Raw genomic sequence first — 20,924 nt, forward strand, 5'->3', positions numbered from 1 at the left:
ACTTCAAAGCGACGAGCCTTGCGTTGAGCATCATTTTTCAAATCTATCTCAAAAGCAGCGACACGATCAGCATTGCCTTCAAATCGGTTAATTTGGTGCTGCACTGCCATCAACTGAGAGTCTATTTCATTAGCCCGTTGGGCAGCTTGTGCGATTGCAGCTGGATAATGACTCAGTTGCATCATTTAATAATTTTCCTCTAAGGTCAAAAATGTCGTGTTTAAGTATAAGACTAACCCTTGAATCCATTTTCCAAAAGGCTGTCACAGAGCAGTTTTACACTTAACTAAGCTTAGTGAACGCTATATATATATTATAGTATAAATGTACTCGATTGTGGCGAAAAAGGCGATGTTTGAAGTGCAGAGATAGCGATCGTTATCCACTTGTTATTTACAGTCGCTTTCATGAATTTTAACGCTATTAATTTTCCGTTCTAAGATTAATTCCACTCATAAAGTTATGATTTTGTTAGCCGTCAGACTAAAGTCTGCGGCTATACGAAGCAAGCCTGTATAGGTAGGCTTGATTTTCTGCTAAATTTTGCACTATAGCTCAAGCCGCTTCTCGCAGTTGTGGTTGTGACGGCACACTCACCTCTGGAAATGAAAGTGAGAGTTGTTCGGCTTGAGGGACTGCGGCTTGCTCCAAAACTTGAACTTCGATATTCACACTTACTAAATAACTGCCTGTATCAGCACCAACCGCTTCAGCAATTAATTTAGCAATGTCTGGGCGTTTGGCAGTCAGCGGATCACGCAAAATACACCGATCCCATTCATGCTTGGCAGTGGGATTGAGGTTGAGAATGTAATGCTTCATCATCGAACTAACCCTTGAATCCATCTTCCAGAAGGTTTTCACACAGCCGTTATACATTTAGCTAGGCTTTGTGGACGCTATATCTATTATAGTATATTTGTACTAAAATGGGCGATATTTGATTAAGCTCATCCCACCCATAAAAGGGGATGGGATTTCACGTTGACTGATGACTGTTAACCGTCAACTGTCATCAGTTAACGACGCGGGGCGGTGACTATCCCTCCCACCCCTTGAAGAAGTATCTGTACTAGGTTGGGCAAAGCCAACGCTACAACGCTACATTTATCTATTCCTTTTTTCTCCAATTTGGTAGCGGGTCTAAATCCCCAATCTGCAATTCAAGAAAATCTGCCCATAGGTAAGTTCTAACATCAAGCTATTACTACTAAGCTTACAAAGTAACGCCTAATTTTTATATAAATCGCTATATGGTAGATATCTATATTATTGACCTATTTGTGATTGGTCTACTTCTACTGATAGTCACATTAGGGTCAGGTTGGATTTCTCGCTTACCTCTTTCTTTTGCCATTATCTACCTAATAGTTGGTATTTTGCTTGGCCCTTACGCCTTTGGACTGATACAATTACGTCGAGATGAAGTTTTTAATGCCGAACTGCTGGAAAGAATAGCAGAACTTGTAGTAATTATTTCTGTGTTTAGCTGCGGTTTAAAAATAGTTCGTCCTTTAAGATTGGGGGATTGGGGTATTACAGCCCGATTGGTTATATTTCTGATGCCAATTTCAATTTTTGCTCTGGCTGTTGTGGGTAAATTCTTTTTAGGAATGAATTGGGCAGAAGCGATTTTATTAGGAGCAATTCTTGCACCTACCGATCCAGTATTAGCATCAGAAGTACAACTTACCGATACAAATGACGAAGATGAGTTGAGATTTGGTTTAACTTCTGAAGGTGGGTTAAATGATGCTTTAGCTTTTCCCTTCGTTTATTTTGGCATTCATGCATTAAAAGATGACAACTGGGGCAACTGGTTTAAAGAGTGGATTGCGGTTGATTTAATTTGGGCGATCGCAGCTGGTATTGTTATGGGAATTGTTGTTGCCAAATCTATAGTTTGGATTGAAAAAAGAATTCAAAAACGCCGTCGTGCCGATAAGTTAATGGAAGATTTTATTGCTATCAGCACAATTCTATTAACTTATTCTTTAACAGAAATGGTGAATGGCTATGGATTTTTGGCAGTATTTGTTGCTGGCTTAGTTGTCCAACGCAGTTACAGAAATCCTGAAAAACCGCTAGCACAGTTGGAATTTGTTGAGCAAATTGAAAAGCTCCTGGAAGTTGGGACAATTTTAGTATTGGGTTCAATATTATTATTGCAGCCAATTCTTAAGTATGGTATGCAATCTTTATTAGTTATAATTTTATTATTATTCATAATCCGACCTATAGGAGTTTGGATTAGCACAATAGGTAAACGCCCTGTAGAGGCACACCGCCAAACCATGCACCCAGGAACTAGGTGGTTGTTTGGATGGTTTGGTATTCGCGGCGTCGGCTCTTTGTATTATCTTGCCTATGCGTTTGGTAATGGCTTAAAAGGTGAAGCAGCCGAACAAATTGCTTGGATAACTTACACTACTATTGTGGCTTCTGTGATTATACATGGCATTAGTGCAACTCCATTAATGAAGTGGTATGAGCGCAATATTGTTAATCGGAGAAACGCTACTCCTCCTGCCACAATAGATGAATTTAAGTAAAAGCAATTTTTGTTTGTAGGGTGTGGCATATCAAAGCTTAACGTACTTTAAGTTTTTAGTGGTGCGGTACTCTCGGCGATAACACACCCTACAATTTAATCTTCTAAAGCTAACTTAAAACCGGACAGAGGCTTTGAATATTACTCCCATTCCCTACAAGAGAGGGGGTTAAGAGTTAGGTCTATATTTCCTATTTACCTGTCACCTTTTCAATAACTTCTTTCGCTTTCTCACCAAAAGTTTCTGGGGGATTTTGTGCTTGTTCAGCCTTCAAATTTCTTTCGTAAGTCTTCTCTAAAGTAGTAAGATTTTTTGAATCTTTTATTGCTTGCTCATAAGCTTCTTGTCGTTCTTCTTCTTGAATACCAATACCTGGGTCAAATTCGTTAGCACGATTAATTTTTTCTTCAGAATTTGGTTTATACTCAGGGGGTATTAGCTTTAATTCTTCAAGAGTAGTTGCATAACTAGCTTGCTGAACAAAAATGAAAGAACCTGACAAGCTAATGAAAATAATTAAACCAATAACCAAAAAGGTTGAATGCAATGCTTGTTTTAAAGTTAATAGAATTTTTTGCACGAAAAACTCCTCCTATTGTGCTGTTATAAGCCTTAGTCATGTATAAATATATTCAATATTTCAGGCTCACAGGCATCCTATATGTTTAGGTACAGTTTTTCCTTCTATCCCAAGGTATATTAATTTTTAGCTATAGTAGGGGCGTACAGATGTACGCCCCTACCTGTGTATTTAAATATTTTGTGAAATCCTATGAAATTTCCACCCAGTATGCTTAACCCAAGCGTATTAAGCTATAACCAACTGTGATTAACTTTAATTCCTCGACTTTGCATTACCTCTTCAAATAAATTTGTTGGTAGTGCTTCTTCCACAGCAAAAACACCTGGTTTCTTGAGTTTACCTTCTAGCAATAATTGGGCAATACTACCTGTACCACAGCCAGAAGCCACTGCTGTATTTTCATGCACTACAGTTGAACAATAAACGGCGGTTTCACCATCTTTTTGTCCTGTAACTTCTGAACGAACTGCTACACCAATTCCAGTAAAATTATTAGTGACATCTGTCATTGAATGGCTGACATGAGACAGAAATTCAATCATGTAACGACGCTGCATTAACCACTTAGGAAAAATATGTGCCGCAATCCAGGTTAGGTGATTGTAAAAATCGGGAACAGAGCCAAACTTAGTAATTACAGTTTTTACTGATGGGAAAGCTTTGGGCAGTGTAAAGGTTTCTGGCATATCAAACCAGTAAACTCCGGTGCGTCGATATGGAGGTGGAAAATCAACTAATTCTCTTTCACTATAAGGCTTGATTATCTTCCATTTTCTATCTATCCAAGTCTCAAAAGGATACTGCAACCCAAGAAAAGTTGTCCGCATCACCGTAATGCCAGCACCGCCAGAACCGGAAACTAAATAACTTAAATGGATCTTTTCTGGTTTATCAAATTGTTCAACACCTTGACGCACCATGCTGTTAGAAATACCAGGAAAAATACCAGTATTAATAATTGCTGTCACACCAGCAGCAGCAGCCTTTTCATTAAAATTGAGAGCTTTGCTGGTATAAGAACGATGGTCGCTGACATCTAGATAATTAACGCCTTGAGCAATACAGGTTTCAAGAACATTAGTATCTCGATAGTGAAATGGGCCAGCACAATGGATGACTAAGTTAGAGTTTGCGATCGCATCTTGCAACTTGTCAACTTCTGCCAAGTCCAACACCAAAAACTGCACTTGTCCTCCCGAAGACAAGCTAACAGCCTTCCCAAACTCCGCAGAACGTCCAGTAATAGTAATTTGAGCTTGCGTATGGGTAGCGAGATCCTGAGCAACAGTGCTACCAATCCGCCCCCGTCCACCAAGAATTAAAACGCTGTCTGTCATTACTCCAGCATTCGCAACAATAACTTAATTTGACCAGTTTTCCGTCCCTTTTGCCATCGGTTACAAGTATGACTTGCCTGCTAAGGAAGGAGGACTTTTCAAAAAAGAGGCGGGGGGCAGGGGGCAGGAGGCAGGGGGCAGGGGGCAGGAGGCGGGGGGCAGGGGGAAAAGAAAAATATCATTTGAATAAATTGGGTAATTTATTCTCTGGAAGTCCCTTAACGCAACAGGTGTGGTTAGAATACCAATTCTTTTTTATCTCCCTTGCTCTCTGCTCCCTGCCCCCTTGCCTCTTTTTCAATTTGCCTAACTACCGTCAGCGCCGAATAACTCACCCCAGCAGTACCTTCGCCGGGATGGGTGGAATCACCAACTAACCACAAATTCTGGATGGGTGTACGATTGGCGAATCCAAAGGGGCCAAAAGTGGGAATCCTTTGACCAATACCGCCAACTATACCGCGATCGCGGGCTGTGAAATGGGCAAAAGTGCGGGGTGTTGCGGCTTCTTGATGAATAATCGTTTCTGGTTTGAGATAGAAGTATTGGGCAAGACAAGCGATCGCTTCTTGGGTAAACTTTTCTTTTAGTCCTTCATAATCTTCAGTCTGCCACCACTGTGCAGGATCGACAAATGAAGAAGCAATAATTGTTGCTTTCCCCTCCGGTGCGCGGCCATCTCCAGGATGACTGACGGAAACAAATAGGGAATTATTCTCGCCAATGGGGCCATTGACATCATACAGAAATTGCAGGTGGGGAGGGCATTCCGGCGGAATCGCGCTGGCATCTACACCCAAATACACCACAAACGCACCCGATGCTTGGGGTAGTTTTTCCACCCGATTTTTATATCCAGATGGCGCTTGTTCTCCCAATAACTGCACCAAGTTTTGCACGGTGACGTTGCTAACTATGTGGTCGGCTGCTTCTGTCCAGACTTCGCCAGTTTTCTGATTTCTAATGACTACAGCAGTAGCTTTGCCGTTCTCTACTTTGATTTGTTCTACAGTGTGGCGCATCAACAATTTGCCGCCATCTCTTTCTAAGGATTGTACCAAGCGATCGCTTAATACTTGCATACTTCCCTGGAGGTGAAACAATCCTTGGGGCAGTTGGGATACACTCAACGCTGTAGCTGCATAAAGTAATGCTGTCTGTTCTGCATCCACCTGGGAGTATAGCTTTAGCTGCAAATCTAAAAAAGTCCTCAATCGCTGGTCATTTCCCAATCCACATAACCGTAAAGCATCTCCTACCGTAAACAAAGTGAAGGGGACGGTAATTAATGTACTGGGACGCACCGCTTGCGCTAGTTGCCACAAATCCCATAAATTACGTGGTGGTAGCACCGGATCGCGTCCTTGAAATTCCCAACTAGCATCAAATAAAGTTGCCATCAATTGCCAAAATGGTTCGCTACCAGGAAACTGGTTTTGTCGTTCCTCTTGCCATTTCTCTTGGTCGCGCCAGACATTAATCGGTGTGCTTTCCCCAGGTAAATACACCGCACAAGCAGGATCACAAGGCGTTGCTTGCGGTAAATCTATTGACAATTCTGAGAAAATGCGGTGGTGAATTCCCCCTGGTTCCAACCCCGCTACCTGAGTTGCGCCTACATCAAAGGTAAATCCCTGCCGTTTAAACGTCGAAGCACAGCCTCCTGGTACAAGGGCTTGATCTAAAATTAAGACGCTGTAACCTCTATGAGCTAATAATGCTCCAGCAGTCAGTCCACCTATTCCGGCACCGATAACGACGACATGAGAGTTACTTTTGTCAAGAGAAATGCTGGACATCGATTAGTTTCTTTAAATTTCTTAACATTTTTACTCATAATTTTACCTTCTTTGCGTCCTCTGTGCCCACCGTACCTCTGCTCTTAAGTAAGCTACGCGCAGCCTCTTTTTCAATTGCCTATTCAACGTTTTAGCCTTAACTTGAAATTGCTAACTAAAGAGGCGAGGAGCGATCGTGGGGCAGACAAACGAGCTAGGACAAATTATCATCTTGAATGGTGCCCCGCGATCGGGGAAGTCAAGCATTGTTGCAGTAATCCAGGAGACATTTGATGGTCTGTGGATGAACTTGGGTGTCGATAGGTTTATGCAAATGACTCCTGCACGATACCTGCCTGGGATCGGTCTGCGGCCAGGCGGAGAACGCCAGGACATCGAACCTCTTGTTCCTATTCTTTACAGTGCCATGTATGAGTCCATCGCCGCCCACAGCCGCTTGGGTCTGAATGTCGTGGTTGATGTCGGACACCATGACGCCTACGCAATCCCACGGGGCATTTTGGCCGATAGTGCGCGGCGTTTGAACGGATTGCCGATCTTGTTCGTAGGCGTTCGTTGCCCCATTGAGATCATTATGGAACGGCGACAAAAGACGGCGGGGAAAGTGGGAAGTACAGCCAACTCGTTGATGCCACATCCGGTTCAGTTATGGCAACGTGAAGTCCACATCCCTGGCATCTATGATCTTGAAGTCGATACCTCGTTGTTAAGTCCAGGTGCGTGTGCCGAGGTAATACGCAAGCACCTCGCAGATATTCCAGCGCCGTCGGCATTCCAACGACTTGCTGCACACCATATTTAAGCTGTCGTTATCAATATTGCAACTGGTAGCGGTTCCCGGACTTATGGGAGCGGTTCCCGAACTTATGGGAGCGGTTCCCGGACTTATGGGAGCGGTTCCCGGACTTACGGGAGCGGTTCCCGAACTTATGGGAGCGGTTCCCGGACTTATGGGAGCGGTTCCCGGACTTATGGGAGCGGCTCCCGAACTTATGGGAGCGGCTCCCGAACTTATGGGAAACAATTGGTTCTGGTTTGTTAGCGCAGATACTCCGTGACTGTCAGATCAGCCGTGATGAATTCCGGGAAGTATTGTAAAAAGAGGTAAAACTTACCCTTCTGGTGTCATTGATTCTTTTATATAGCAATCCGATTTGATTTGGAGAATCACTCGTAGAGGTAAGGGACTCTTTATTGGGGACTGGGGACTGGGAAGAAGGAATAAAGGTGTACTGAGTTTTGTTCAAAAATCAAATATGAGTCCTATATATATGGTCTGAGATTATTTGATTTTTTCTTTCACCAGAACTACTACAATTACTATTGATGCTAGATAATGGGAAAGCTTTGACATTTTCTTGCCATTCTAGCCCGGAAACAATAACTAAGACTTATGCGAACTCACTATTGCGGCGAACTCCGAAAAGAACATATTGGAGAAACTGTTACCTTTTACGGATGGGTAGACCGTCGCCGCGATCACGGTGGTGTGATATTTTTAGATTTACGCGATCGCTCTGGAATTGTCCAAATCGTCAGCGATCCGCAACGCACCCCACATTCTTATGAGCAGGCGAACGCCCTGCGAAATGAATATGTTGTCGAAATCACTGGTAGGGTAACGCAACGTCCCGATGAATCGCTGAATACCCGCATCCCAACAGGCGAGGTGGAAATCTACGCCGATAAAATTGAACTCCTCAATGCTGTTCGCAAACAGTTACCTTTTCAAGTTTCCGTAGCTGACACCGAGACAGTGCGGGAAGACTTGCGGCTGAAATATCGTTATTTGGATTTGCGACGCGAACGCATGGCGCAAAATTTGCAAATGCGTCATCAAATTGTCAAAGCCATGCGTCGTTATCTGGAAGATTTGGAAGGTTTTATTGAAGTCGAAACCCCAATACTTACCCGTTCTACCCCAGAAGGGGCGCGGGATTATGTTCTACCCAGTCGCGTCAATCCTGGTGAATGGTATGCTTTGCCGCAATCACCCCAGCTATTTAAACAATTGCTGATGGTATCTGGCTTAGATAGATATTATCAGATTGCCCGTTGCTTTCGTGACGAAGACTTACGCGCCGACAGGCAACCAGAATTCACTCAGTTGGACATGGAAATGAGCTTCATGTCCCAAGAAGAAATTATCGAACTGAATGAAAACTTAGTTTGCCATATCTTCAAAACAGTCAAAGGCATTGAGTTACAGCGCCCTTTCCCTCGTCTCACTTACGCTGAAGGGATGGAACGCTACGGGAGTGATAAACCAGATACACGCTATGGTTTAGAATTAGTCGATGTCTCAGATATTGTCAAAGACTCTGGTTTCAAAGTCTTTCGAGACACTGTTACCAATGGTGGTATCGTCAAAATCCTGCCCATTCCCAACGGTAACGATGTAATTTCTAATGTCCGCATTAAACCAGGCGGTGATTTATTTAAAGAAGCCAGCGAAGCCGGTGCTAAAGGTTTAGCTTATATCCGCGTTAGGGATGATGGCGAAATTGACACCATTGGCGCGATTAAAGACAATCTCAGCCAAGAACAAAAACAAGAAATTTTACGCCGTACAGGTGCTAAAGCTGGACATTTGCTGTTGTTTGGGGCTGGTGATGCTGGTACAGTTAATAAGACATTAGATAGATTACGGCAAGCGATCGCTAAAGAATTTAACTTAATCGATCCAGAAAAAATCAACTTACTCTGGATTACAGATTTCCCCATGTTTGAGTGGAATGCTGACGAAAAACGTTTAGAAGCACTGCACCACCCGTTTACAGCACCACATCCTGATGATTTAAGCGACTTAAAAACTGCACGCGCCCAAGCTTACGACTTGGTACTCAACGGCGTAGAAGTTGGCGGCGGAAGTCTGCGGATTTATCAGCGAGAAATTCAACAGCAAGTCTTTGAAGCAATTGGTTTATCTCCTGAAGAAGCACAAAGTAAATTTGGCTTTCTCTTAGAAGCATTTGAATATGGTACACCACCGCATGGTGGCATCGCCTACGGTTTAGATCGTTTGGTAATGTTGCTAGCTGGCGAAGAATCTATTCGAGATGTCATTGCTTTCCCGAAAACACAACAAGCACGTTGTTTGTTAACAGATGCACCTTCGAGTGTAGATACTAAACAGTTAAAAGAATTGCACGTTGCTTCGACTTATAAACCAAAGTCTTAGCTAAGTAGGGTGGGCAATGCCCACCAATTACTTTAATTGAGAAAGCAAATATTTTTCTTGATTTCATCTCCCATTTACCTTAACCGAGCAGCATTGGGTGTAAACTGCATTGAAGTGATGAGGACACTGAATGGAAGTTTTCTTGGCTAATATTAATCATCTTGAAAGTGTTTCAGTACTATTTGATCGATATCGCATTTTTTACAATCAGCCATCAAACCTTGAAGCTGCCAAAGAGTTTCTCAAAGAACGTTTCAATAATAAAGAATCAGTAGTGTTTGCAGCTAATGACAATGGGGAATTAGTCGGATTTACCCAGCTTTATCCTAGCTTTTCTTCAGTGTCGATGAAACGAGTATGGATATTGAACGATTTGTATGTAGAAGAGTCACATCGCCGCAGGGGAATTGCAAAATTATTGATGAGTGTTGCAGAAGAATACGCCAAAGAAAGTGGAGCAATTCGAGTAATTTTATCTACTCAAATTTCTAACATAACGGCGCAAAAACTCTATGAAGCGCGAGATTACGTTAAGAATGAAGAGTTTTACCATTATGCTTTGCGGTTGCAATAGTGGCATGACAAGAAACAGACTCAAAGCTTTAGAGCTTTTTGCTGGTATCGGTGGGTTTCGCCTTTGCAGCAACCGCCAGAAATTGGCTATCTAACAATTTTTAATGCACTACAGTGGCGATCGCAATACAGTAGGATTATTCAGGTAGCAACTACGACGACAACAGTAAGTGTAGAAAATCTACTGGTAGGATGAAGGGGATTAATGCTGCTGCCACAATAAAATTAAGCTCCTACCCCCAGAATTCTTTATGAGTGAATCTATCATCTTGACAGACGCTGGCTTATTACCAGAAGATTTGTTACCAGATGTTAGTCATCTGGTGACAGAGGACGATGAACCCTTGGATAATCTGCCATCTGAAAAACAACAACGGCTGCTGACAGAAACACTTTACAGCTCTTGGAACGGGCCTAGTAATGCCCAAGGGTTCCTTGTGGCTGCCAATGTGGGGTTGTTTCCCAGTAACAAACAACCGCCGATTGTGCCTGATGTATTTTTGAGCCTGGATGTACAAGTAGCTGATAACTGGTGGGAAAGACGGCATCGCTCTTATTTTTTCTGGGATTTTGGTAAACCGCCAGAGGTGGTGATTGAAATTGTTTCAAATCGAGAAGGCAATGAAACAGGGCGAAAAATCTTAGAGTATGCCAGGATGCGGGTAATGTAATACATTATCTTTGATCCAACTCGACAACTTGGTGGTGAAGTTCTACAGATGTACGAGTTGCGTGGGCGGCAATATATACCCATGAGTGAGCAATGGCTGACTGAAGTTGAGCTAGGTTTATGTTTGTGGGAAGGTGCTTATGAAGGTAAGCCGGATGTTTGGCTGAGGTGGTGCGACGCGACGGGTAATGTAATTCCTACTGGTGCAGAACGAGCCGAACAAGAACGTTTACGAGCCGAACAAGAACGCTTACGAGCAGAACTTGAGCGAGAAGCTAAAGAAACTGCTCTGCAACGAGCTGAACGCTTGGCGGCACAGTTACGAGCCTTGGGTGTTGAGCCAGAAGTATGAGGTGAGGATGGAGAATGAGGTAATTCAACTAATTGAAAAACGCTGTAAGAGCCAAATTACCAGGAAACCTCCTTAAAACAAAAAAAACCCGCCATAGCGGGTTACACAACAAACTAAGAACATTGAAAACTTGATTTAGCTGGAATACCTCATTTCAGCTTCCAGTTGACGAATCAGCTGTTCGTCGCCCTTTGCTCTGGCCACTTGCAAGCGATGCTCTAGGCTTTTTTGAATATTCTGTCTGTGGGCTTCTTGTGCTTTTCTGGTACTTTGTAGTCTATTTTGATTCATAGTGATTACCTTCTTTAATTTTTTGCTTTATATCTTGCATTCTTAACATAGCATAAATTTTGTAGCTGTTGCTACAGAAAGTTACTACTTAATGTATATTTTATCTAAAATATGTCTAAGAACCAGATAGGTCAGCAACGACTCCTAACTTTACTGAGCGATTTCGGCGATCGCGATGTTTATGTAGGCATAATGAAGGGTGTTATAGCCCAAATCAACCTCAGACTTAGGGTAGTAGACTTAACGCACCAAATTCCGCCGCAAGATATAGCCGCAGCTAGGTTTTGCCTGATGAATGCTTATCCTTATTTCCCAGTTGGGACAGTGCATGTGGCAGTAGTAGATCCGGGTGTAGGAAGCAAGCGACGAGCGATCGCAGTAGAATTTGCTCAAGGGTTTCTCGTAGGCCCGGATAATGGTATCTTTAGCGGGGTACTTAGTCAAAGTCCTGCGATCGCAGCCGTCGAACTTACAAATCTTAACTATTGGCGAACTCCTCAACCAAGCAACACTTTTCACGGTAGAGATATCTTTGCACCAGTGGGAGCTAGTCTTGCCAGTGGTGTATTTCTCAAACAGCTAGGACAAGAAATTGATCCAGCAAGTTTGGTAAAGCTAGATATAGGCGAGTGCCAGCAAACAACCACTGGTGTAGTGGGTTGCATTCAATATATTGACAATTTTGGCAACCTAGTGAGCAACATTCCAGGCAGTTACGTACAAGGTAAAACTTGGTGTGTGCAAACCGATAAGTTGAGTATACTAGGCTGTGAAACTTACAGTGATGTCAACGTGGGAGAGGTAGTAGCTTTAGTTGGTAGTCACGGCTGGGTAGAAATTGCCATTAATAGCGGCAATGCTCACTCACAGTTGCAGTTAGATTGGCAAGAAACGCTTCAAGTTGTGCTAACGTGAACCACTCATATAATTAGTTACGATTATCTACAATCAGACATACTTCGATGTTTGCATAGCGATCGCATTCAACCGCCCTGTATAATTAGTATCCAGATCGTTGCATTCATAAAATTGTCACCTGTGGCGAATCATATTCCCCAGACTGATTCTTGTGCAATGGACTTTCTGCTCCATCTACCTGCACCCGGACAATATAAGTTGCTGGCTTTACGTTTTTGACAGGAATAGTTATAACATCAGTATCTTCAGTGCGTGGCGCAACTAAGAAAAAGTAACTTACCGGACTATCACCTGATGCTTCATTAAGTAGCAAAACTACCCTCTGCGCTTTACCAACTTTGGGCTGGAATTTAACGGTAATTTCTGCCGTGCGTAAATTGTCACTGCTATTCTCCACTTGAACCGCGAATGCTGTAATTGTTGGATGGAGGACAAAAGCCGCAACGTTGGATTCAACTAAATGATCCATTTGTCCTGCATTGCCCATTGTCAGATGTACAACTTGGATACCCTGCACACTTGCGTACAAATCTGGTGGGAGTAACAGACTAATTTGCGTTTCTTTAACTTCCTGAGGTACTAGTAATGTCTCGGTATTTCTTAATCGGATTTGCGTGATCTCACCCCGTAACCGCTTACCACGAATTACTAATGTTGTGCCTGCAACAATCATTTGATCAGTCTTTGCTGGAGCCAAAACTTGCTCTATACTCGGTTGAGACAAGGGCATGATGTATAAACCTTCAGACTTATCATTGCTACCTTCAATCAATACCATTGACGCCAGATAGGTAGCTGAAGGTCGATAGTGGGTTTGTAAAGCAGACCATAACTTAGAAGTTTCTTCCATATTAAAAAACTCCGGAGTCAATTTGATCTGCCCAATTTGTTCAGCTAAACCGGATACGGACACACTTGCTAAAGCTTGTGAAAAACCACTTGAGGTATTTGTTGTAGAGACATTTATCAGAGTATTTTCAATAATATCAGATGTGATAGCTGGTGTTTTGTGTAATAAATGCATTGCATAGCCCAATAAAAGCTCCGCTTGAAAATCCTTAGCTCCGTAGGCTGTAAGCAAGTAATGGAGATCAAGAGCTAGTGGTGGAGTCGGAGAGCGCGGGTTAGCATTCATCCGTGAGTGTTTGCTCCGAAATTCCTGAGATAACCAATCAACATTGCGATTCTGCGTTACTTGATAGAGAAAAAGGTTGATTTGAGCGCGCTCGTCAGCTTCAACTGAAATTCGATCGGGTGGTAGGGCAGTTACGATTACATCACCAACACTAGCAGCGATCGGATCACTGACTAAACCATTTTCCAGCAAGGCTTTTAGTACTGCTGTCACGGCGGCTATAGAGAGCACATTACTCATCCTCGTTCCTCATGGCAATAGCACATATTAATCATGTAAGCCAGAGTACATTGACAGAATATATTTTGCAAAACTTTAATTATTCGGTAGCAAAGACTATTAGCAAGGCATACAAAAGCGCATTTTCAACTACTAGTACAGCACGGTGTAAATCCACCTACCATCTCAATTAACAAGACTTCGCAAGAGGCAAAATCCCCTTGTTAAAAATAGGCCAACTTTCGCCACAGTGTACTATACTCAGCAATCAGCACTACTGAAACTGATAACCTCGTAAAATTTGCGTGAACTTCACATCAGGAACAAATTTCAACCGCCACAGGTCTTAATTTTAAACATTTTATCAAATTGTTAGCATTACTTTAAGCTACTAACTATGTTAAGCTGAGTATAATTAAACAAACACTAGTAGCATATAATTACTAATATTTATCTAAGTTAAGAGCAATCATATTTGTAACACTAGTAGTATATCTGACTAAAGTTAACAGTTTAAAATAACTAGGATGGGTTGCCCCAGATGAAATCCCCACCTCCTTCAAATTCTTGGATTGGTCGCCTCGTCGGTGATAACCAGCGATACCGTTTAGATAGACGACTAGGCGGGGGTGGCATGGGAGAAGTCTTCCTGGCAACGGACACCCGTGTAGGTCAGCAGGTAGCGTTGAAGTTGCTCAAAGATACACTGCTGGCATCACAAGAAATGAGAAAGCGTTTTGAGCGTGAGGTGGCAGTTTGTGCTGCTTTGCAAAGTGACCACATTGTTAAGATTAGTGATTGTGGTGTCACCACAGAAGGTTTTCCATTTTACGTAATGGAATATTTGCGGGGGCAAACGCTCAGACAATTAATGCTGCGCGAAAAGCGGCTATCTGTTGAGCGGACTGTGAAGATTATGGGGCAAGTTTGCCAAGGTCTACAGCTTGCCCATCAAGGAGTGACTCTCCAACGGGATGGCGGAAAAAGCACTGAGCATATTCAGGTAGTTCATCGTGACTTGAAACCAGATAATATATTTTTAGTGCCTACAGATTTAGGAGAGTGGGTAAAAGTTTTGGATTTTGGTGTCGCCAAAATTCGCAGTGAATCTTCAGAAAATTCCAACATTACAAATATAACTAGTACATTTATCGGTACATTTCGTTACGCACCTCCGGAGCAAATCCAAAGTGATAAAAACCTGGACGCTAGAGGTGATATTTACAGTTTAGGGATTATCCTTTACGAAATGCTGAGTGGAGCCGACCCATTTGGAATCAGCATTAAGGGCAGTCATATCAGCGAAGCTTCTTGGGTATTAGCTCATGCTTATGAGCCACCGAAACCACTGCGATCGCAACCAGGGTGTGAGCATTTACCCGTACAATTGGAAGCTGTGGTGATGAAATGCCTCCACAAGAACCCAGCTAACCGATTTGCAACGGTAGAAGAACTGAATCAGGCTTTGCAAGCTGCTGCCAAATTTGCCACAGGGAGTACTGGGCAATCGCAACCTTCCTACAATCAAGGTTCAAATCACGAAACCGTTCCCAGACAATCGAACGACGACACGGTTATTCGCCCCCCATCTGCATACAATCAAGGCTCAAATCACGAAACCGTTCCCAGACAATCGAACGAGGACACCATTATTCGTCCTCCATCTGCATACAATCAAGGTTCAACTCACGAAACCGTTCCCAGACAATCGAACGAAGACACGATTATTCGCCCCCCATCTGCATACAATCAAGGTTCAAATCACGAAACCATTCCCAGACAGTTTAACCCGATTGAGCAAAGCCAATCTGAGGAAACAGTTCCTCCCCCTCAGCCTGAGTACAATCAAGATTCAAATCACGAAACCGTTCCCAGACAGGTTAACCCAGTCGAGCAAAATCAACAGAGTCCTGTAAATAATCCGAACGCCAACAAACCTGACGTTACTTTGTATCAACCGCGACCTGGATCTAATCAAGGTAGCCCCCAAGTGCCACCAGATAAGACGTTGTTTCAACCGCGACCTGGATCTAATCAAGGCAGTCCCCAAATGCCACCAGATAAGACATTGTTTCAACCGCGACCTGAATCTAATCAAGGCAGTCCCCAAGTGCCACCAGATAAGACGTTGTATCAACCGCGACCTGGATCTAATCAAGGTAGACCACAAGTGCCGCCAGATGTGACGTTGTATCAACCACGACGTGCATCCAATCAAGGCAGAACACAAGTGCGAACGGATGACACTATCTACCAACCAAGGCTAAATGAGCAGCTAACTAGGAGAATTACTCCCAATTTGTTGCGAATCGTGGGAGTGGTCTTAGGTATTGGGCTAACTTTAGCGTTGGGAACCTATATATATACTCAATCTCAATCTGGGAAAGAGCCAAGCAATCAGCAAATACCTAATAGCGATCGCACTCAGAACTAATCAGGTGATATCTCCCACACTCAGCGACTCTTCTATAGGAAGCAGGGGAGCAATTCTTGCTGGGAGCAAGGGAGAGGGTTTGCAGCTTTTATTACCATGAAAATGATGCAATTTAAATGACGATTAGCTTAAAACATTCAAGGCTTGTGCCAGGGCGAACGCATCTTATTTACTAATAAAAACTAAAAAAGATTTCAAAATAACAAGAATGTCAACACTCCGGTTTATCTTGCTTGAAGACAATCCAGTCGATGCAGAGTTGGTTCAAGCCATGCTTTTAGATGGCAAAATTGACCATGAACTGCAAAGAGTAGACACTGGCGCTGATTTTCAGACAGCACTCTTAAGCGATGAGTTTGACTTGATTTTGGCAGATTATGCCCTAGCCGATTTTGATGGCATCAATGCCTTAGAAATTGCCCGTCGCCTACGTCCTGATACGCCGTTTATCTTCATCTCTGGCAGTTTGGCCGAAGAATTGGCGATCGCAGCTATCAAACAGGGCGCGACAGATTATGTACTCAAGCAACGCTTAGGGCGGTTAGTGCCATCGGTACAACGGGCATTGCAGGAAGTACCGGAAGACAAAGATATCATCGATCGCAAACAAGCTTTATCAGCCATCGAGTCAGACCTGAAAGATACGCAACTACTGCACGAACTGAGCGCGAGGCTTGTAATCGAAGGCGACATTCAGACGCTCTACCAGGAGATTGTAGCTGCCGCGATCGCCCTCACACGAGCAGATGCGGGATCGATCCAAATTCTGGATGAAGCGACGCAGGAGCTAGTAATGCTTGCCAATCAAGGCGCGGGGCAAAAGCTGACGGAGCATTTCTACCGCGTCAACGCGGGTTCAAACACGCCTTGCGGTATAGCATTGACAACGGGCAAGCGCACCTTCGTTGATTTCGATGTGCCAGAGAGCGAAGACCCGCATGGCTCGATGCGACTGCACCGTGAGGAAGGCTATCTCTCGGCACAGTCTACACCGCTAATTACCCGTTCGGGTAAAGCGATCGGTATGTTTTCGACCCATTGGTGCAAACACCATCGACCGAGCGATCGCGAAGTGCGCTTTCTCGATTTACTCGCCCGTCAAGCGGCTGACCTGATTGAGCAACGACAAGCCCAGGTCGCCTTGCGCGAGTCGGAAGCCAAATATCGATCGCTGTTTGAGTCGATGAACGAGGGGTTGGCGATCAATGAGCTTGTCCGCGACGAGAGTGGTTGTGCTGTAGATGCCCGATATCTTGAACTTAACCCAGCCTATGAGAGGCAGACAGGATTTGACCGAAGCAGCACCCTCGGTCGGTTAGCGAGTGAAGTCTTTCCAAACTACTACCGCTCCTGGTTGGAGATTGTTGAGCGCGTTGTCAGAACCGGACAGCCGGAACGCTTTGAGCATTTCGTTCCGGACAATGATAAGTGGTTCGTTTTTCAAGTCACTCCTTTTGTTGGAGCAGACGGCTTCTCGGTACTCTACGACGACATCACCGAGCGCAAACGCCGCGAAGCGAATCTCGTCTTTTTAGCCAGCATTGAAAATGAGTTTGCGAATCTCACGTTGTCGTCAGAAATTGCGAACGTCGCGGGCGATCGCATCGCCGCACACTTCAATCTTTCGCACTGTCTGCTGGTCGAAATTGATGAGCAGGAAACTGTGGCGAGAGTTTTCCACGACCACAAAGCGGCAGATTTGCCGAGTTTAGTCGGCGATTACGTCATCCAAGATTTTCATACCCAAGCGGAAGCCGAGCAACTCGCCGCCGGACAACCCTTAGTATCAACGACGCTTTGAGCGAACGGCACTCGGAGGAAAACGCCGCGCCATTCATCGACATGGCGGACGCATCTGGGCAGAAGGCGCAATCAACCAGGGCGCAACGTTTTACTTTTCGCTCCCGAAACATGAGGTGTAGTTATGACAGCACTGCGCTTTCTTTTGCTCGAAGACAATCCCCTTGATGCAGAAGTGATACATATCACCCTGACCGATGGCGGCGCTAATTTTGAACTGCTCCGGGTAGAAACTCGCGCTGAGTTTGTGAAGGCATTAGAAACCAATGCGTTTGACTTGATTTTGGCAGACTATGCTTTGCCCGGTTTTGATGGGATTTCCGCCTTGAAAATTGCCCAAAACCTGTGTCCTGACACACCCTTTATTTTCGTCTCTGGCAGTATGGGCGAAGAATTGGCGATTGAAGCGCTGAAACTGGGAGCCACAGACTATGTGTTAAAGCGCAACTTACGGCGGTTGGTTCCTTGTATCCAACGAGCGTTGCGAGAAACCCAAGAAAAGTGCGATCGTCAATTTGCCGAAGCCGCACTGCACCAAAGCCAAGCCCGCCTGCGTCAAGTTGCGGCCAAACTGCCTCATGGCGCTGTGTTCATTGTGGATCGAGATTTGCGCTACCAGCTGGCAGAAGGCGAAGCGCTGGAGTGGGTCGGTATGACTACTGAAAACTTTGTCGGCAAAACACTCTCCGAAGCCCTCGAACCCGCCCTGGCAAACAGCTACGAACCCTACTTCCGTCAAGCTCTCAATGGCGAATCATTTACCTTAGAACACAACAGCCATGATCGCTACTATATCTCTCATGGCACACCCTTACGCAACGATCGCGGTGAAGTTGATGCTGTGCTGGCAATGTCCTACGACATTACCGCTCGCAAACAAATCGAAATTGCCCTCAAACAAAGTGAAGCTCGCTTTCGGTTAATGGTGGCAAGTGCAAAAGAATATGCCATTTTAACCATTGATCCCAAAGCTGCGATCACCAGTTGGAGTGCTGGTGCTGAACAATTGTTCAAGTATTCAGAAGCAGAAATGATTGGCCGTGACAGTCGTAGCCTTTACAGCCGCGAAGACAACCTACAAGACCGCGTTGGCTGGGAATTCCAGACCGCCCAAACTCAAGGACAGGCAGAAAATGAGTGCTGGCATATCCGAAAAGACGGTAGCCGCTTTTGGGGTAGTGGCTTTGTGATGCCCTTACGCGATGAAGCCGACGACGTGCAAGGATTTATTAAAATCATGCGCGACGTAACCTCACAGAGGCAAGCTGATGAACGTTTTCGCTTGCTCTATGACATCACCAGCGATCTCCTGGCGGTTGAGCAACCGATGACAGTGATGCACAATTTATTCAGCAAACTCGCACCTCAGCTAGGGTTGGACTTTTACTACAACTACATCGTCGAGTCAAAAGACAACCGCCCCACACTGCATTTGAAAAACTATGAGGGTATTACTCAAGAGTTGGCTGAGGCGATCGAGTGGATTGAGTTTGGTGAATACGTCTGTGGCTGGGCAGCGCAAGAACGACAGCAGATGGTTCTCAACCACACCCAAATTGCCACTGATCCTCTTGCCGAAATTATCCGCAACCAGGGTGTTACTGCTTATGCCAGTCAAGCGTTAATTGTGGAGGAGAGGTTATTGGGAACCATCTCGTTTGCTAGCTGCACCCGCACTTGCTTCACAAGAGAAGAAATCGATTTGCTGCAATTGATGTCTGAGCAAATAGCGATCGCCCTCGACCGAGCCAACCTAATTGTTTCGATTCAGCAACAGGCAGAACAGTTGCAACGAGCCAACCAGATTAAAGACGAGTTTTTAGCAGTGCTGTCTCATGAGTTGCGATCGCCCCTCAACCCCATCTTGGGCTGGGCACAACTGTTGCAAAAAGGCAAGCTCAACGCCGCCCGTCAACGCGAAGCACTACTAACGATTGAGCGCAACGCCAAACTGCAATCACAATTAATTGAAGACTTACTCGACATTTCGCGGATTATGCGGGGCAAGCTGTCCTTAACAGTGGCTCCCCTTAATTTAATCCCTGTTATTTCTGCTGCCCTGGAAACGGTGCGTTTAGCAGCAGAAGCAAAGAATATTAACTTACAGATCGATCTCAATCCGACTGCACCTATCTCTGGTGACGCTGCCCGCTTACAGCAAGTGGTGTGGAACTTGCTTACCAATGCCGTCAAATTTACACCAGATGACGGAGAAGTAATCATTGAATTAAGGCAAATTGCAGGGCAGGCTCAAATCCGGGTAATCGATACAGGCATTGGCATTCAACCGGAATTTCTACCAGATGTGTTTGAGTATTTCCAGCAAGAGGATAGCTCAACGACACGCAGATTTGGTGGCTTGGGTTTAGGGCTAGCGATCGTCCGCCAAATTGTAGAACTGCACGGTGGCACAGTCAAGGCAGAAAGCTTGGGTGAGAATCAGGGCGCAACCTTTACAGTTGAAATACCGATCTTGAACCAGTCAGCACAAATTGTACTTGACTCAGCCGACGCTGAAACATCAAGCGCCCAGACTCCCTTAAGCAACCTGCAAATTTTGGTAGTAGATGATAATAGCGATACGCGCGAGTTTCAAGCATTTTTGCTAGAACAAAATGGCGCAAAAGTGACAGCCGTAGCGTCTGGGCTAGAAGCATTGCAAGTGCTTGATAATTTCATTCCTGATATAATTGTGAGTGATGTCGGCATGGCTGATATGGATGGCTATATGCTGATGGAGCAGATTCGTAAGCGCCCACCCAATCGGGGAGGAACGATTCCGGCGATCGCGCTTACCGCTTATGCCGCATATATTGACCAGCAACAAGCAATTCAAGCAGGATTTCAGATGCACATCACCAAACCTGTAGAGCCAGAAATATTAGTTAGGGTAATCGTGAGCTTGCTGAAACACAACTGACCGAAGAGGGGGAGGGGCAGGGGGCGGGGAGCAGGGGGAGCAATCCCTGCCCTGGTGACACCAATGAACAATGTTGTGCCCCTACCCATCTGTCGCATTCTTTTTTCAAATTGGTATAAGGTGCGTTTCGCTTGATAGAGGAACTTATTGACACGCTACC

General features: G+C 44.6%; 16 protein-coding genes and 2 pseudogenes. 11 read left to right on the forward strand and 7 right to left on the reverse strand.

Annotation, left to right across the window (positions count from 1 at the left end; translation table 11 throughout):
* Together H6G26_RS26060 and H6G26_RS26065 are read right to left on the reverse strand one after the other, a co-directional pair.
* Positions 1-185, reverse strand: a pseudogene (locus H6G26_RS26060) (hypothetical protein); the annotation flags it as partial.
* A 370-nt stretch (positions 186-555) separates the two neighbouring features.
* The gene (locus H6G26_RS26065) at positions 556-825 is read right to left on the reverse strand and encodes a hypothetical protein (RefSeq protein ID WP_100900343.1); all 270 of its coding nucleotides are present in this window, start codon (positions 823-825) and stop codon (positions 556-558) included.
* Positions 826-1,253: 428 nt separating this feature from the next.
* Here H6G26_RS26065 and H6G26_RS26070 point away from each other — a divergent pair, with 428 nt between their 5' ends.
* Entirely contained in the window at positions 1,254-2,552 is a 1,299-nt protein-coding gene (locus H6G26_RS26070) for a sodium:proton antiporter (protein ID WP_190732619.1), read from the forward strand.
* 190 nt (positions 2,553-2,742) lie between these two features.
* On the opposite strand, the gene H6G26_RS26075 is transcribed toward H6G26_RS26070, so the two are convergent.
* From H6G26_RS26075 to crtD, 3 genes are all read right to left on the reverse strand, one after another.
* Positions 2,743-3,132 (reverse strand): hypothetical protein, encoded by a 390-nt coding sequence (locus H6G26_RS26075; protein WP_190732621.1) that lies wholly within the window; start codon positions 3,130-3,132, stop codon positions 2,743-2,745.
* Positions 3,133-3,365: 233 nt separating this feature from the next.
* Positions 3,366-4,472, reverse strand: coding sequence for a saccharopine dehydrogenase NADP-binding domain-containing protein (locus tag H6G26_RS26080; protein ID WP_190732624.1), 1,107 nt, complete (start codon positions 4,470-4,472; stop codon positions 3,366-3,368).
* A gap of 236 nt (positions 4,473-4,708) precedes the next feature.
* Complete coding sequence (gene crtD, locus H6G26_RS26085) at positions 4,709-6,271, reverse strand: C-3',4' desaturase CrtD (RefSeq protein ID WP_190732626.1); 1,563 nt, start codon at positions 6,269-6,271, stop codon at positions 4,709-4,711.
* Positions 6,272-6,446: 175 nt separating this feature from the next.
* On the opposite strand from crtD, the gene H6G26_RS26090 reads away from it, so the two are divergent.
* From H6G26_RS26090 to H6G26_RS26110, 6 genes and pseudogenes are all read left to right on the forward strand, one after another.
* On the forward strand, positions 6,447-7,073 hold the full coding sequence (locus H6G26_RS26090; protein ID WP_190732629.1) for a chloramphenicol phosphotransferase: 627 nt from the start codon (positions 6,447-6,449) through the stop codon (positions 7,071-7,073).
* On the forward strand, positions 7,054-7,329 hold the full coding sequence (locus tag H6G26_RS26095; RefSeq protein ID WP_190732631.1) for a hypothetical protein: 276 nt from the start codon (positions 7,054-7,056) through the stop codon (positions 7,327-7,329). The genes H6G26_RS26090 and H6G26_RS26095 overlap by 20 nt, the downstream gene beginning before the upstream one ends.
* Before the next feature lie 335 nt (positions 7,330-7,664).
* Entirely contained in the window at positions 7,665-9,452 is a 1,788-nt protein-coding gene (aspS, locus tag H6G26_RS26100; protein WP_190732633.1) for an aspartate--tRNA ligase, read from the forward strand.
* A 130-nt stretch (positions 9,453-9,582) separates the two neighbouring features.
* Positions 9,583-10,026 carry a GNAT family N-acetyltransferase gene (locus H6G26_RS26105; protein WP_190732635.1) on the forward strand — a complete coding sequence of 148 codons (444 nt, stop codon included), beginning with the start codon at positions 9,583-9,585 and terminating at the stop codon, positions 10,024-10,026.
* 63 nt (positions 10,027-10,089) lie between these two features.
* On the forward strand, positions 10,090-10,221 hold the full coding sequence (locus tag H6G26_RS43885; protein WP_277883920.1) for a hypothetical protein: 132 nt from the start codon (positions 10,090-10,092) through the stop codon (positions 10,219-10,221).
* Between the two features lie 55 nt (positions 10,222-10,276).
* Positions 10,277-11,047 (forward strand): annotated as a pseudogene (locus tag H6G26_RS26110) (Uma2 family endonuclease).
* A 135-nt stretch (positions 11,048-11,182) separates the two neighbouring features.
* On the opposite strand, the gene H6G26_RS26115 reads toward H6G26_RS26110, so the two are convergent.
* Positions 11,183-11,338, reverse strand: a complete 156-nt coding sequence (locus tag H6G26_RS26115) for a hypothetical protein (protein ID WP_190732637.1) — start codon at positions 11,336-11,338, stop codon at positions 11,183-11,185.
* A gap of 111 nt (positions 11,339-11,449) precedes the next feature.
* Between H6G26_RS26115 and H6G26_RS26120 the strand changes: the two genes are divergently transcribed.
* Entirely contained in the window at positions 11,450-12,253 is an 804-nt protein-coding gene (locus tag H6G26_RS26120) for an SAM-dependent chlorinase/fluorinase (RefSeq protein WP_190732639.1), read from the forward strand.
* Between the two features lie 106 nt (positions 12,254-12,359).
* Here the strand turns inward: H6G26_RS26120 and H6G26_RS26125 are convergent, their stop codons facing one another.
* Positions 12,360-13,631, reverse strand: coding sequence for a DUF4255 domain-containing protein (locus tag H6G26_RS26125; protein WP_190732641.1), 1,272 nt, complete (start codon positions 13,629-13,631; stop codon positions 12,360-12,362).
* Positions 13,632-14,151: 520 nt separating this feature from the next.
* Between H6G26_RS26125 and H6G26_RS26130 the strand changes: the two genes are divergently transcribed.
* From H6G26_RS26130 to H6G26_RS42825, 3 genes are all read left to right on the forward strand, one after another.
* Positions 14,152-16,044, forward strand: coding sequence for a serine/threonine-protein kinase (locus H6G26_RS26130; RefSeq protein WP_190732643.1), 1,893 nt, complete (start codon positions 14,152-14,154; stop codon positions 16,042-16,044).
* Between the two features lie 208 nt (positions 16,045-16,252).
* A complete protein-coding gene (locus H6G26_RS26135; RefSeq protein WP_190732645.1) occupies positions 16,253-17,845 on the forward strand; it encodes a GAF domain-containing protein in 1,593 nt (530 codons plus the stop codon).
* Between the two features lie 123 nt (positions 17,846-17,968).
* Complete coding sequence (locus H6G26_RS42825) at positions 17,969-20,764, forward strand: response regulator (protein WP_190732647.1); 2,796 nt, start codon at positions 17,969-17,971, stop codon at positions 20,762-20,764.
* Positions 20,765-20,924 lie beyond the last annotated feature (160 nt).

This window comes from Nostoc sp. FACHB-888 (assembly GCF_014696655.1).
Taxonomy (GTDB): Bacteria; Cyanobacteriota; Cyanobacteriia; order Cyanobacteriales; family Nostocaceae; genus Nostoc.